Genomic DNA, 12,869 nt, shown 5'->3' with positions numbered 1-12,869 from the left:
TCTCGGTCCGGGCCCCGCACCCGGCGCGAGCATTCAGGTCGGTGGCGCGCAACTGCTCGCCATTGCCGACGAGTATGGTGTGGACTGGCTCGATCAATCACCCAACGCGATGGCTACCATTACCCGTGCGAGTCGCGTGCTTGATCAGGCCTATTTCGCCGATCTCGTCAGGCAGAACCTGCCGGAACTTGGCAATGGCCCGGTTTCCATCGACCTCCGCGATTTTCATCCCATGATGGTCGCGCCTGATGACCCGAAGCCGGTCGTGCTGTCTGACGTCAAATGGGATCAGCGCAGCGGATGGTTTTCCGCGACTGTCTATCGTGGCCAGCCTAGCGGCGATATCACGCAGGATTCCTTCATGCTGACCGGCGTCATCCACGCAGCGCGCCGGCTGCTGGTTTATGCTCACGCTCTTCCCGCTGGCAGCGTGATCTCAGCCTCCGACGTCCAGATCGATGAATCCTATGCGGGGCACATTCCCTCGAGGGCCTTCACCGAAGAAGCCGATATTGATGGCATGACCGTGACTCATGGCGTCGTCGCCGGTTCGCCCGTCCTCGACCAAGATCTCCATCGCACCGTGCTGATGCACAAGGGCGATCCGGCAATGATCACATTCGCCGCTCCGGGCGTTCATCTGACAGCAACAGGCCGTGCACTGGAAGATGGTGGTGCAGGCCAATATATACGTATTCTCAACGTGTCGAGCAGCATGATCGTAACAGGTAGAGTGGTCAACGCATCGGAAATCGAGGTCGAAGCTGGAAGCAATCCGGTTCCCTCCGATGGGAATACACTGCGGCGCCTGACGGCGCCTGCGCGCAACGCCTCGCGCGCGGATCTGTCCCTTCGGTAGCGGTCGCATATGCGCTGGAGCCTGCCTGTCATGAAACATCCCCAATCCGGGGCGATCCTCGCCGGATTACTGTGCCTATCCGGATGCACCGGGCTCGCTGATATGAGCGAGATCGGCCACCCTCCCCGCATGACGACAACGTCAGATCCGACCCAGGCGCCCGATTACCGTCCGATCACAATGCCCATGCCGCCACTCCAGCCCCCTCCGACAGAAGTCGGAAGCCTATGGCGACCGGGCAGCCGGGCCTTTTTCAAAGACCAGCGGGCATCGCAGGTCGGCGACCTGATCACGATCGACGTCAATATCGCCGACAATGCAGCGGTGAGAAACAATACGAGCGCCGCAGGCAGCGGCTCACAGACATTCGGCATTCCGAGCTTCTTTGGCGCCCAGGGCAAGACCCTGTCCAGTTCCTCAGCCCTGGACACCAGCAGTGCCAGTGCCAATACCGGCACCGGCACGATCACGCGAAACGAAACGGTCACGCTCGCCCTTGCGGGCACGATTACCCAGGTCCTGCCCAATGGTAATTTCGTCGTCGTCGCCCGGCAGGAAGTCCGTGTGAATGGCGAACTGCGTCAGTTGATGGTCAGCGGTGTCGTCCGACCTCAAGACATCACCGAAGACAATATCGTCACTCACGACAGAATTGCCGAAGCGCGAATTTCCTACGGTGGCCGCGGCCAGTTGAGCCGGATTCAGACACCGCGTTACGGACAGCAGATTATGGATAGCGTTCTGCCGTTCTAGCGCATTTCCACCGGCCTGAGCCCACCCATTCAAACAAAATCTGCCCTACCCTGTCATCTTATAGCCTGTCTGAAGATGGACGCAGGCGGGTTGTCCTCATGCCCCTCCTTCCTCCTTGTGCCGCACTAGCCAAGGGCGCACCATAAGGAAGCATGATCAGCCTCTTCGACCTCTTCAAGATCGGTATCGGCCCGTCCTCCTCCCATACGGTCGGACCGATGCGCGCAGCCCGGCGCTTCATCGCGCATCTCAACCCCACGTTGCCGGTGGCGCGACTGCGCGTCACGCTCTATGGCTCGCTGGCCTGGACCGCCAGCGGTCATGCGACCGACAAGGCCGTCATCCTCGGTTTGGCGGGAGAAGCACCGGAAAGCGTCAATCCCGATGCAGCCGATGACATCGTCCACCAGATTGGCATCGACCGCAGACTCTTCGTGCATGGTCACCCCGTGGCCTTCGACCCTGCCTTCGATATCGTGCTGGATCGCGAGACGATTCCGCCCATCCACCCCAACACCTTGCAATTCGAGGCCCTGGCCGGCGACGGGATGGTAGTGGATACCGCGCGCTTCTGTTCGGTCGGCGGTGGCTTCATCGTGCCCGAAGACGCAACGAAACAAGCCAGTTATGCCCAGCCAGACATGCCGCTCGACTTCACCAGCGGCACCGAACTGCTGGATCGAACGTGCCAAAGCGGCCTGACCGTCGCGGGCGTCGTCCTGGCCAACGAGAGCGCACTCCGCCCCCAAACCGAGATCGCAGTCTATCTGGACCTGATCATCGAGACCATGATGGCCTGCGTCGAACGTGGCCTGGTCCAGCATGGCACGCTACCCGGTCGGATCAAGGTCCGTCGCCGCGCGGCCGCACTACACGAACGCCTGACGGAACGCGCGCGCCTCAACCAACGTCCACCGCATGAGGCGATGGATTGGGTCAGCCTGTTCGCCATCGCCGTGAATGAGGAAAACGCCGCCGGCGGTCGCGTCGTCACCGCCCCAACCAATGGCGCCGCGGGGGTCATTCCGGCCGTATTGCGCTATTATCGTGATTTCTGCCCCGATGCCTCGCGCGCCGGCATGCATGATTTCCTGCTGACGGCGGCGGCGGTCGGCGGATTATTCAAGCTCAATGCGTCGATCTCGGGCGCCGAGGTCGGCTGCCAGGGCGAAGTGGGAGTCGCCTCATCCATGGCGGCTGCGGGCCTGGCGGCAGCACTTGGCGCAACGCCACTGCAGATCGAAAACGCCGCCGAGATCGGCATGGAACATCATCTGGGCATGACCTGCGACCCGGTCGCCGGGCTGGTACAGATCCCCTGCATCGAACGCAACGCCTTCGGTGCGGTAAAGGCGATCAATGCCGCGTCGCTGGCCATGCATGGCGATGGCGCACATCATGTCTCGCTGGATCAGGTTATCCGCACGATGGCTGAAACCGGCCGGGACATGAACCACCGCTACAAGGAAACAGCGCTGGGTGGCCTGGCCGTCAATTTCCCGGAATGCTGATCAATCCTTCCGTCTCAATGCCCCCATGACCAGCCGTATCCATGTATAATGATCGCGAAAATTTTCCAGAAGATGAATATTTTCGATGAAACACGTCTTTATTATTACAAATCCAACGGCCGGGCATCATAGTCGTTCAAGAATTTCCCGCTTCATACGCCACCTGGAACGGGCCGGCCTGCGCACGACGATCGCACGCACGCACTATCCAGGCCACGCGACCCTCCTGGCCCGCAACGCCGCCGAGAGCGGAACCTATTCCCACATCGTCGCTGCAGGTGGAGACGGCACGATCGCAGAAGTATCGGCGGGCATGATCGGCACATCCGCCATCTTGGGCATCCTCCCCCTCGGCTCAGCCAACGTGCTGGCACAGGAATTGAAAATACCCTTCAAGGAGTTCAGGAACGCTGCCCTGATCCACTCCGGGCATTTCACGACCATCTGGCCGGGCTATCTCCACACAAACACCGGAAGCCAGCTTTTCGTGCAGATGGCAAGCATCGGGTTCGACGCCCACATCGTACACGGCACATCGACGCGGCTGAAGAGCTGGGTTGGACGTGCCGCTTATGCCGCCAGCACGCTCTCATCCCTCTTCCGGTATGAACTGACGGAATTCACCGCCCTCATTGATGATATTCCCTATCAGGCCACGACCATCATCGTGTCAAAAGGATCGCTTTACGCCGGAAAGTATAAGTTGACGCACCACTCCGTGCACGAGGAGAAAGCATTCTCCGTCATCCTGTTCCAAACATCCGGCAGGCTGGCCTTGGCAAGAACGATTCTCTCCCTGTTCCTCGGCCGGATCGGAAAGCAGAAGGGAGCGCAGACCCTGACCGCCGCGACCGTCGAGGTGCCATCCCATGCCGCAATCCCAATCCAGAGCGACGGCGACAGAAAAGGATTTTCCCCGGTTCATCTCGATATCGCCACCTGCCCGCTTCGTGTGGCCACGGACCCAGTTCACTCGTGACGAAACGGCACCGCGCCCCATCGCCCCGTCAATCCGTCGGCAGGACGAGCCCTTGCTCCTTCACGCCCCGACAGATGATGTGCAGTTTATCGCCGTTCGGATCGCGCAGATAGGCACCGAAATAATCGGACCCACAACCCATCATGGGGACGTGAACCGGAGGCCCTCTCGTCGCCGCCGCCACTGGCCATGGCGCGTCAACGCCAATAGTCACATGACCGAACATCCATCGCGTTCCAGCTGCCATGATCACGTCTCGGCCGGCACATTTTCAAGATCAATGCACCAAGCCGTCTGCGAAGCGGGGAAGATCTGTCGGCGTGGCCATATGCCGGGGTCGTCGTCCAACGTGCCAGCCGGAACGATCATCAGTTGCCCGTTCCGCGTGGCAGCGGAACGGGCGTGCCACAGGTCCGGCAAATCGCGGTGGCGAAGCTGGCAGCCGTCGGCACGCCCGCGCGCCTGTCAGTGGATGACGACATGAATGTCGGTCGTCCAGGACCGCCCGAACGGCGTTATGACAAGAATGGAGAAGCGATCGGGCCCCACCGCGCCATCCGCAGGATGATAGATGGCCCGCACACCCTGTCGAGGCCGCATGTTGCAGACCTGTCGCTGGTCGCCGACAGCATAGTTGGAATAGTACGCCCCCGGTTCGATCGTCACCGTGCCGTGCGCTGGCATATCCTGCACCCGCACCGTGACCTGGCCGACGACCGAACAGTCCGGATTCAGCATGAACCATGTATTCACAATGCCGGGCTGGCCGGCCGCCACCGTGAAATCCCGTACAAAATGGGCATCCGTGGCCGATCCCGTCGAAGCATCGGAACGGGCAATGATTCCGTCGGGCCGCCGTTCAACGCAGCCGGCAAGCATGAGGGGCGCAACGAACAGAAGAGGAATAACGGCTCTCATCGGGAACGTTCTCCGCAGGACAGGCCCAGAATGTCAGATATCAGCGGTTCCGTCAGCAGAACGCCCAGCCTTCCACGGGTCATGATGGCAATTTTAGAATCGCCCCCCTCCCGCAATGTCAGCGTCGACGGGTCACCTCATACAGCGCGACCGCCGCGGCATTCGAAACATTCAGGCTTTCCATGTCACCCGGCATAGCCAATCCGGCGATCTCGTCGCAATGTTCGCGGGTCAGGCGCCGCAGTCCGTCCCCCTCGGCCCCGAGGACGAGGGCGGCACGCCGCTGTCCGAACGTACCTCCATCCAGCACGCCCCCACCAGCATCCAGCCCCACGACCCAGAAATTCCGCGCCTTCAGCAGATCCAGGGTACGGGCCAGATTCACCACGCGGACCAGCGGCACGACATCCAGCGCACCAGAAGCCGCCTTGGCCAAAGCCCCCGTCTCGTCGGGCGCATTGCGATCCATCACCACGACTGCGGCGGCACCGAACGCCGCAGCCGAACGCAGGATCGCCCCGACATTGCGCGGATCGGTCACCTGATCCAGCAGCAGCAGCGGGCCAGGCCGCTCCACGGCATCCTCGATCGCCAGTGGCGGCAGGATGTCGGTCAGGATCGCAACCCCCTGATGTACCGCGTCACGACCGCACAGAGCCTCGAACCGCGCCCGGTCAGCCCGCTGGGGCTGCATCGGCAGGGACGCTTCCAGCCGCTGACGCAGAGCGGCCTCCCCCTCTTCCGTCGTCAGGATCTGACGGATTCGCCGCTCCGGGTTCGCCAGCGCCGCGAGGGCCGGATGCAGGCCATACAGCCAATACGTACCGCGCGGCGTGGTTCCCCCGCTCCGCCGGGAAGGTCGGGAGGGCTCACGGGCAGCAGTCTCCGCCCGATTATCGGTCGAATGAAGGGCGGTTCGGGCGTCCGGACGACGCGGAGAGCGGTTACGCATCTCCTTGATATAGGGCGAACTGCGTCGCCCGTCACGACGTGACACACAAGAACGCATGACAAGCCCATTGACAGGCCCCGCCGATAGCCTTAACCACCCTTCCCAACACGGAAGGGTGCCCGAGTGGCTAAAGGGGGCGGACTGTAAATCCGCTGGCGTACGCCTACGTTGGTTCGAATCCAACCCCTTCCACCATTCTTTTTCAAAAAAAACGGCGGCAAGATTGTTACAATAATTGTAACAATAAAATAACAGAATCCGCTCCCCCCCAAAATAGCCGACCATTAGCCAGCCGGTAAATCCAGGTCAGTTCTTTCCGCTACGTCACCCTGGCCCAGCACGCCCGGGTCCCTGTATGGAACCGCCCACCGGCTTTGAAGCACCGCAAACCGGAAATACGTCCCGACATCGCCACTTGCCTTTCCTCCGGCCGCGCTCTACTCCACCCTGAGAAAACAAGCTGTCAAGCCATGGCCCGACTTGACAGAGGCCGTCATTCCCAGCATTTTTATTGCGCGACAACAGAAACATGCGATTTAGGTTTCCGAATTACCGCGCCCGTTGCATTCAATGCCTACGGAGACTCCTTAACTTGCAGAAAAGCAAGCCAGTCACAGATTCCACCAGAACTCATTATGGACAAAGCGCGAAAGCCCGTAACGAGTTGCCTGCATAAGTCCATTTTATCGCCTGCATTCCCGAGTTGGTCCAACACCATGTCACGTCTTCGACACGAATCCGAAAGCCGATCAGGTTAAGATGCTGATACCTCGCCTGTCATTCGGGAAGCTTGTGCATGTTTCGTCGATTCTGATGACTCTGCTGCTGGCGATGAACATGCATGCACTCGCCGGCCACCTGAAGGATGACACCATAGAGGCCGACGACGCGACGACACAGACCCCAGCCCCGCAGAAAGACCAAGGCAGACCCGCGGAAACCACAGAACGCACCTTGAACGCCGCGAAGAATACCACCGAAGGGTGGACCTCGGTTCTCTATTCGGACGAACATGACGTGGCAAAGCGTGCCAAAGGCTCGGCCATGCCGACCGCCGCACCCGCCACCCACTCCGCCGAACTCTGCCTGGACGAAGATTGCCCCCCTGTAGCGACGACTGCAGCAAAGCCGAGTCAGAGCGCCGATCCCGAAGTCGCCAAAGCGGAAGCAGATCTGGTCCAGAACATTCTGACGAGACAATCCACCTTCGACGACGAACAGAAAAACCTCGAAGAACAGAAACATATCCTTGATGCCGCCCAGGCCGCTATCAATGAAAAGATGCGGAACCTGGACAGTTCAATGGCGGCCCTTGCCGAACGGCAGGCCGCGCATCGCGAAACGATGTCGGCCGAAACGGACAGGCTGGTCAGGATCTACGAGGAAATGCCTCCCAAGGAAGCTGCGGCGGTGTTCAACATCATGGACATCCATGTGCTGGTTTCCGTCGCCAACAAAATGAGCCCCCGAAAAATATCGGCCGTCATGGGGTATATGATGCCCGAGCGGGTCAATATCGTTTCGCAATACATGGCAGGGGTCAGAACATTCCGCCCTCTTCACACGTCTCTTGATGGCATGACCGGACAGCCTGGCGATTCGGCAGCATTGACCTGGTTACCCAAATCCAGGGCCGACCAGAACGCCCTAAAACTGTCGCGCCAGTGACCCTCCCCCCATGGCGGACCTGTTTCACGGCCACTCGTCCGATTCAAAAATAATCACACCCAGAGTTGTGGTTTTTACTTTTAAAACTACCACGAAAGTCGATTGATTTCTTTCCGAATGTTGCACACGGAAAAACCGACACCACCGGTTGTGAAGGTGGGCGCGCGCGGGCATATTCGGCATCATTTCCGTACAGCATTCTGGAACAGTCAGGCATCATGCGACCGGAAGGCAGTCTTACTGAAGGGCAGGAACGGGCAGTCATGACACTCAGGCGCGGAGCGATGGTACTGATAACCACACTTCTCGCGGGCTGCTCCGCCGACACGGTCGCCCGGCACCTCACGGGCCGTGAATGCAATGCCGGCTACATCCAGAAAGGCGAGGATTGGTGCGCGCCGCCGGAAAGACCACCCGTTCCACAGCCTTATTGCACCCAGAGCTGGAACGGTGTGGATTGCTGGGGCCGTCCGGACCAGATGCCGAACGTCGCACGGCAAGTGGCCCAGGGGCCGACCGGCCTGACTCAGGACCAGAACGCGGACCGACTGAACATGAACGTCAAACAGGCGCCGCCGACCAACGATTACATCCCTTGAACCCCTGGGACAGGACGCACGGTCCAGAACAGGAACAGCGGAGGCAATCCGTCTTCCAATTGCCATATGACCGAATCCGGTTTTTTGCGGGTTTTCGTCATGAATTGGCGTTTCGCTCTTCCTGAGAAGACCGGCTGCGCTATGATGGCGGCACAGTGCTTCCGGATCGCGTTGATGCGCCTGACAGCGCGGTGGCAATGCGAACGGCAGAGATTTCGAATGATCAAACTCCCTGGGGATACCATAAGTTCCCGGCCCGGCACTGTATCAACGTAGCGGTTTTCTTATGCAGAATTTTTTGGCTGGCCTTAAGGGGCTCGGGCGTACGCGATTGATGGTGATGGGGGCTGCCGCGGCAGTCCTTCTTGCGGCAATCGGCCTTTTCGCCTTCCGGGGCAGCGGCCAGTCGATGGCCCTCCTGTATGGTGGTGTCGACCTCAATGAGGCCGCCCATATGGTCGAGGACCTGACCAAGGCGCATATTCCCAACCGTACGAACAGCGACGGCACCAGCATCTACGTCCCGCAGAATCAGGTCGCCAGCGCGCGCCTCCTACTCGCCAAGGACGGCCTGCCAAGCGGCGGAAGCGTCGGATACGAACTGTTCGACAAGAGCGCGACGCTCACCAGCACGCAGTTCGAGCAGACGATCAACGAAACCCGGGCGATGGAAGGCGAACTGGAACGGTCCATTCGTCTCCTGCAGGGAGTGCGCAACGTCCGGGTTCATCTCGTCCTTCCCCACCGCGACCTGTTCTCGACCCAGACCAGCCCCTCCCAGGCCAGCGTGGTGCTCGATATCGGCCGCGGCGGGCGCATCGCGCCAGACGGCATCCAGGCCATCCAGAACCTGGTGGCGGCAGCCGTGCCCGGCCTGCGCCCGCAGAACATCTCGATCGTCGATACGCGCGGTGACGTCCTCGCCAAGCCAGGCGATCCCGACAGCCCGGATGGCCAGGCCAACTCGCTTGAGAAATTCCGCCACGCCGAAGAACAGCGCCTGGCCCAGGCTGCCGAAGAGATCCTGATCCCCACGCTGGGCAGCGGTCATGTCCGGGCGCGCGCGGCCGTCACCATCAATACCGACGAAATTCGCGAAACCGAGGAAAATTACGACCCCAATCAGCAGGTCCTGAGATCGCAGCAGACGACGTCCGACAAGAGCGTCAACACCGAAGCGACGCCTAACACCACGGTCGCGAACAATCTGCCGAATGCCAATGCGAACCAGAACAATCGCACCGGCTCCAATGACGACCGCGAAGAAGAGACCGACAATTACGAGATCGGCAAGCGGGTCCGGGTCATAAGCCAGACCCGCCCCCGGGTCTCCAGAATCAGTCTGGCCGTTCTGGTCGACGGCACATACAGCAAGGACAAGGCTGGCAACGACGTATGGAAGCCGCTGGACACCGCCGAGGTCGAAAGGCTGACGGCCCTGGTCAGAACGGCCGTCGGCTATGACAAGAGCCGAGGCGACGAGGTCAATGTCGTCTCCATGCGCTTCATGGCAGAACCGGAAGGCGCTTTCGGCGCGGAGAGTTCCAGCCTGTTCACACGCGATACCCTGATTTACGTCGCCGAATGGGTCGTTCCCATTCTCCTGGCGGTCGGGGCCATCTTCCTGGCGATTCGTCCCATTCTGCGGCGCGGCAAGAATCTGCCCGAACTCCTTGCAACGACGCATCTGGAGACGCTGCCGGGAGTACCCCCCGGCGCCGCCGCCGTCGGCCAGATCCCAGGGCAGCCAGGTCCGGCTCTGGCCGCGGTCGAAGGCAATGTCGACGACACGGTTTCCATCGAGGGGATCGAAGGAAAACTCCGGATGGCGGCCCTTACGAAAGTATCGGATCGTATAGAGCAAAGTCCCCGCGAGACCATCTTCATCATCCGCAACTGGCTCGCCGCGCCGGATATCAAGAAAGGACGGGACCGTGAGTGACAGCGCCATGGAAGCCGCACCGGGATTCATGGCGCCGTCGCCGCCCCAGGCGCTCCACCTGACCGGCAAACAGAAGGCCGCCATCCTTATGCTGGCAGTCGGGCGCGATAAGGCGGCCAAACTGCTGAAATTACTGCATGAGGACGAAATCCGCGATATATCCATCGCGATGGCCAGCCTCGGCATCGTCAAGGCCGAAGCGGTCGAAAGCGTCTGCCGCGAGTTCACAAAGAATTTCGAGTCGCCAGACGGCCTGGTCGGCACGTATGAAACCACCGAGGAATTCCTGCGCCGGGCTCTCCCATCCGACCAGGTCGAAAAGATCATGGACGAAATCCGTGGTCCCGCCGGCCGGACGATGTGGGACAAGCTGGGCAACGTGCAGGAAACCGTACTGGCCAACTACCTGCGCAGCGAATACCCACAGACCGCGGCCGTCATTCTCACCCGCCTGCAGCCCGCCCATGCCGCGCGCGTCCTCTCCTTGCTACCGGAGGACTACGCGACCGATGTCATGATGCGCATCCTGCATATGGAAACGGTCCAGCGCGACGTTCTGGACAGTGTCGAAGCAACCCTGCGTTCCGAATTCATCTCCACCCTCGGCCGGTCGACCCGGCGGGACAGCTTTGAACTGCTTGCCGAAGTCTTCAATAACTTCGACCGCAAGACCGAAGCGCGCCTCATGGAGTCGATGGACAAACGCAATCACGACGACATGGAAAAAGTGAAGGCGTTGATGTTCACGTTCGAGGACATCAAACGCCTACCGCGTGAATCGCTCATGCGAATCGTCAACGAGATCGACCGTGAAAAACTGCCGCTGGCCCTCAAGGGCGCGTCCGACACCATCCGCAAGCTGTTCTTGCAATGCATGTCCAAGCGCGCTGGCAGCATGCTGCTCGAAGAAGTCGCCTCACTGGGGCCTGTCCGCGTCAAAGATGTCGAAACGGCACAGACTGAAATCGTCCTGACGATCAAGAATCTGGCGAATGCCGGCGAAATCGACCTGACCGAAAGCGCCGGCAATGATGAAATCATTCCGTGACGCCCCCTCCCGCCAACTGGCCGGGCGTGCCTGACATGGCGGGAACAGAGACCCGGCCACAGGGCGCGCGCGCGGTCAACAATACGCGTATCTTGCGACCGCTGCTCGATCTGGAAGATTTCGGCGCGGCACCGGGACTGGATGCCGAAAACATAGTGACGGACGAAGCCGCCACTGCCGAGCCCGCACCGGACCCGAATCTCGTCACGATGCATCGCGACGAAATCGCAGCCCTGCGCGACGCGGCGTTCCGCGAAGGTCAGGAACAAGGCGCAAAAGAGAAGGAAGAGGCGCTCCGTCACGAATTCGCCTCCCAGTTGGCCTCTCTTGCCGCCTCATTCGAGGCCGAGAGCACCCGGCGGCATCAGGTTGTCGCGGAAGCCACTCAATCCTTCGTCGCCGCCGTAGTGGAGATTGTCGGGAGCCTGACGGCCCTCGATCATGCGGTGCTGGGCGGATTGGAACGCGATCTGGTGGCGGATGCCGCATGCTTCGCGACAGAATGCGAAGGCGCCGTCACGGTCCGCTGCCGGGAGACCGACGCGCGCCTCCTGCAATCGGTCGCCGCAGCAGAGGGACGTATCCGGATAGAAACCGTCCCCGATACCGAACCCGCCATCATCAGTATCGTCTCGGCGGCGAATAGCATTGTCATCGATCCGCAAGAGTGGCGAAAATCCGTTGCGGAAAAGATTGTCACCGCTGTCACGGCGCTGGCCGGACAGCGCGCGGATCAACGAACACCGAAGGCATAGACCAGGCGGAGAGAATCATGAATTCGGAGACTGGACACATGGGACTGGAAGATTTCGCCACCAGCGCGGCGGCGGCAACACCGGCCGCTGCCGCGGCGGAACCTGCCGACAAGGATGCAACGACCGTTGGCGCCAGCCAGATGGAAGCGGTCTACGACATTCCGGTCAAGATCACGGCCGTCATCGGCACAGCGACCATGCCCGTCAGCCAACTGCTGCGACTGGGGCGCGGCGCGGTCGTGGAACTGAACAAAAAGCTGGGCGAAGCGGTGGATATCTACGCGAACAACCGACTGATCGCACGCGGTGAAGTCGTGGTTGTCGACGACAACCATATCGGCGTGACGATGACGGAAATTCTGTCCTCCACGCCCACTCCGCAGGGCTGAAAGAGGCGGAATGTCGGCAACAGGCCTCCTTACGCCCCAGGCGGGATCACTGGCGCACGGGACCGGCAGTTTCGCCTCCGCATGGCTTGCCTATCTTGCGTCGTTCGTGATCGTCATCGCGCTGATTCTTCTCAGCCGTCATGGCCTGAAATATCTGGAGCCCTACCTGCTTAAAGGGCGCCGGACCCGCAGCCTGGCGATCGTCGAAAGCCTGGCCATCGACCAGCGTCGACGGCTCAGCATCATACGATACAACAGCAGAACGGGACTGATCCTAACCGGCGGCGGAAATGACCTGTTCCTGGGGTGGATGGACGAGCAGGGCACTTCACCGCCGCCCTCACCGCCCTCGCCCATCCTGCCGGCGGACCTCCATGCCGGCTGAAGGCGCACCTCTCCCGAAACATGCGCGAGCCTGCCCGGCCGCCATGAGAGCGTTTAATGAAACCACACCGAATTTCATACAATGCGGATTCGGACCATCCTCAGGATCAAG

General features: G+C 60.8%; 13 protein-coding genes and 1 tRNA gene. 12 read left to right on the top strand and 2 right to left on the bottom strand.

The window, feature by feature from the left end; genetic code table 11:
- The first annotated feature begins 79 nt into the window (after positions 1–79).
- From flgA to C7453_RS05065, 4 genes are all read left to right on the top strand, one after another.
- Entirely contained in the window at positions 80–859 is a 780-nt protein-coding gene (gene flgA, locus C7453_RS05080) for a flagellar basal body P-ring formation chaperone FlgA (RefSeq protein WP_245948798.1), read from the top strand.
- A 9-nt stretch (positions 860–868) separates the two neighbouring features.
- Positions 869–1,612: a flagellar basal body L-ring protein FlgH gene (flgH, locus tag C7453_RS05075; RefSeq protein WP_114726434.1), complete on the top strand. Its 744-nt coding sequence runs from the start codon at positions 869–871 to the stop codon at positions 1,610–1,612.
- Between the two features lie 152 nt (positions 1,613–1,764).
- Positions 1,765–3,123 carry an L-serine ammonia-lyase gene (locus C7453_RS05070; RefSeq protein WP_114726433.1) on the top strand — a complete coding sequence of 453 codons (1,359 nt, stop codon included), beginning with the start codon at positions 1,765–1,767 and terminating at the stop codon, positions 3,121–3,123.
- An 85-nt stretch (positions 3,124–3,208) separates the two neighbouring features.
- Positions 3,209–4,102, top strand: coding sequence for a diacylglycerol/lipid kinase family protein (locus C7453_RS05065; RefSeq protein ID WP_114726432.1), 894 nt, complete (start codon positions 3,209–3,211; stop codon positions 4,100–4,102).
- Between the two features lie 465 nt (positions 4,103–4,567).
- On the opposite strand, the gene C7453_RS05055 is transcribed toward C7453_RS05065, so the two are convergent.
- On the bottom strand, positions 4,568–5,020 hold the full coding sequence (locus tag C7453_RS05055; RefSeq protein WP_114726431.1) for a hypothetical protein: 453 nt from the start codon (positions 5,018–5,020) through the stop codon (positions 4,568–4,570).
- Positions 5,021–5,138: 118 nt separating this feature from the next.
- Positions 5,139–6,017 (bottom strand): TrmH family RNA methyltransferase, encoded by an 879-nt coding sequence (locus C7453_RS05050; RefSeq protein ID WP_170222009.1) that lies wholly within the window; start codon positions 6,015–6,017, stop codon positions 5,139–5,141.
- A gap of 64 nt (positions 6,018–6,081) precedes the next feature.
- On the opposite strand from C7453_RS05050, the gene C7453_RS05045 reads away from it, so the two are divergent.
- The 8 genes from C7453_RS05045 to C7453_RS05010 all read left to right on the top strand — a co-directional run bounded on the left by C7453_RS05045 (position 6,082) and on the right by C7453_RS05010 (position 12,758).
- Positions 6,082–6,167: transfer RNA gene (locus C7453_RS05045), tRNA-Tyr, on the top strand.
- Between the two features lie 618 nt (positions 6,168–6,785).
- Entirely contained in the window at positions 6,786–7,640 is an 855-nt protein-coding gene (locus C7453_RS05040; RefSeq protein ID WP_141288696.1) for a MotE family protein, read from the top strand.
- A 263-nt stretch (positions 7,641–7,903) separates the two neighbouring features.
- Entirely contained in the window at positions 7,904–8,239 is a 336-nt protein-coding gene (locus C7453_RS05035) for a hypothetical protein (RefSeq protein ID WP_114726428.1), read from the top strand.
- Positions 8,240–8,573: 334 nt separating this feature from the next.
- Positions 8,574–10,181 (top strand): flagellar basal-body MS-ring/collar protein FliF, encoded by a 1,608-nt coding sequence (fliF, locus tag C7453_RS05030; RefSeq protein WP_245948797.1) that lies wholly within the window; start codon positions 8,574–8,576, stop codon positions 10,179–10,181.
- 28 nt (positions 10,182–10,209) lie between these two features.
- Entirely contained in the window at positions 10,210–11,229 is a 1,020-nt protein-coding gene (fliG, locus tag C7453_RS05025) for a flagellar motor switch protein FliG (RefSeq protein WP_114726675.1), read from the top strand.
- A gap of 35 nt (positions 11,230–11,264) precedes the next feature.
- A complete protein-coding gene (locus tag C7453_RS05020) occupies positions 11,265–11,984 on the top strand; it encodes a FliH/SctL family protein (RefSeq protein ID WP_245948795.1) in 720 nt (239 codons plus the stop codon).
- Positions 11,985–12,001: 17 nt separating this feature from the next.
- The gene (fliN, locus tag C7453_RS05015; protein WP_114726426.1) at positions 12,002–12,373 is read left to right on the top strand and encodes a flagellar motor switch protein FliN; all 372 of its coding nucleotides are present in this window, start codon (positions 12,002–12,004) and stop codon (positions 12,371–12,373) included.
- Between the two features lie 10 nt (positions 12,374–12,383).
- Positions 12,384–12,758, top strand: coding sequence for a hypothetical protein (locus C7453_RS05010; RefSeq protein ID WP_245948793.1), 375 nt, complete (start codon positions 12,384–12,386; stop codon positions 12,756–12,758).
- The last annotated feature ends 111 nt before the right edge of the window (positions 12,759–12,869 follow it).

The organism is Gluconacetobacter liquefaciens, from assembly GCF_003350405.1.
GTDB lineage: Bacteria > Pseudomonadota > Alphaproteobacteria > Acetobacterales > Acetobacteraceae > Gluconacetobacter > Gluconacetobacter liquefaciens.
This window is presented reverse-complemented; position numbering and strand designations above follow the sequence as displayed.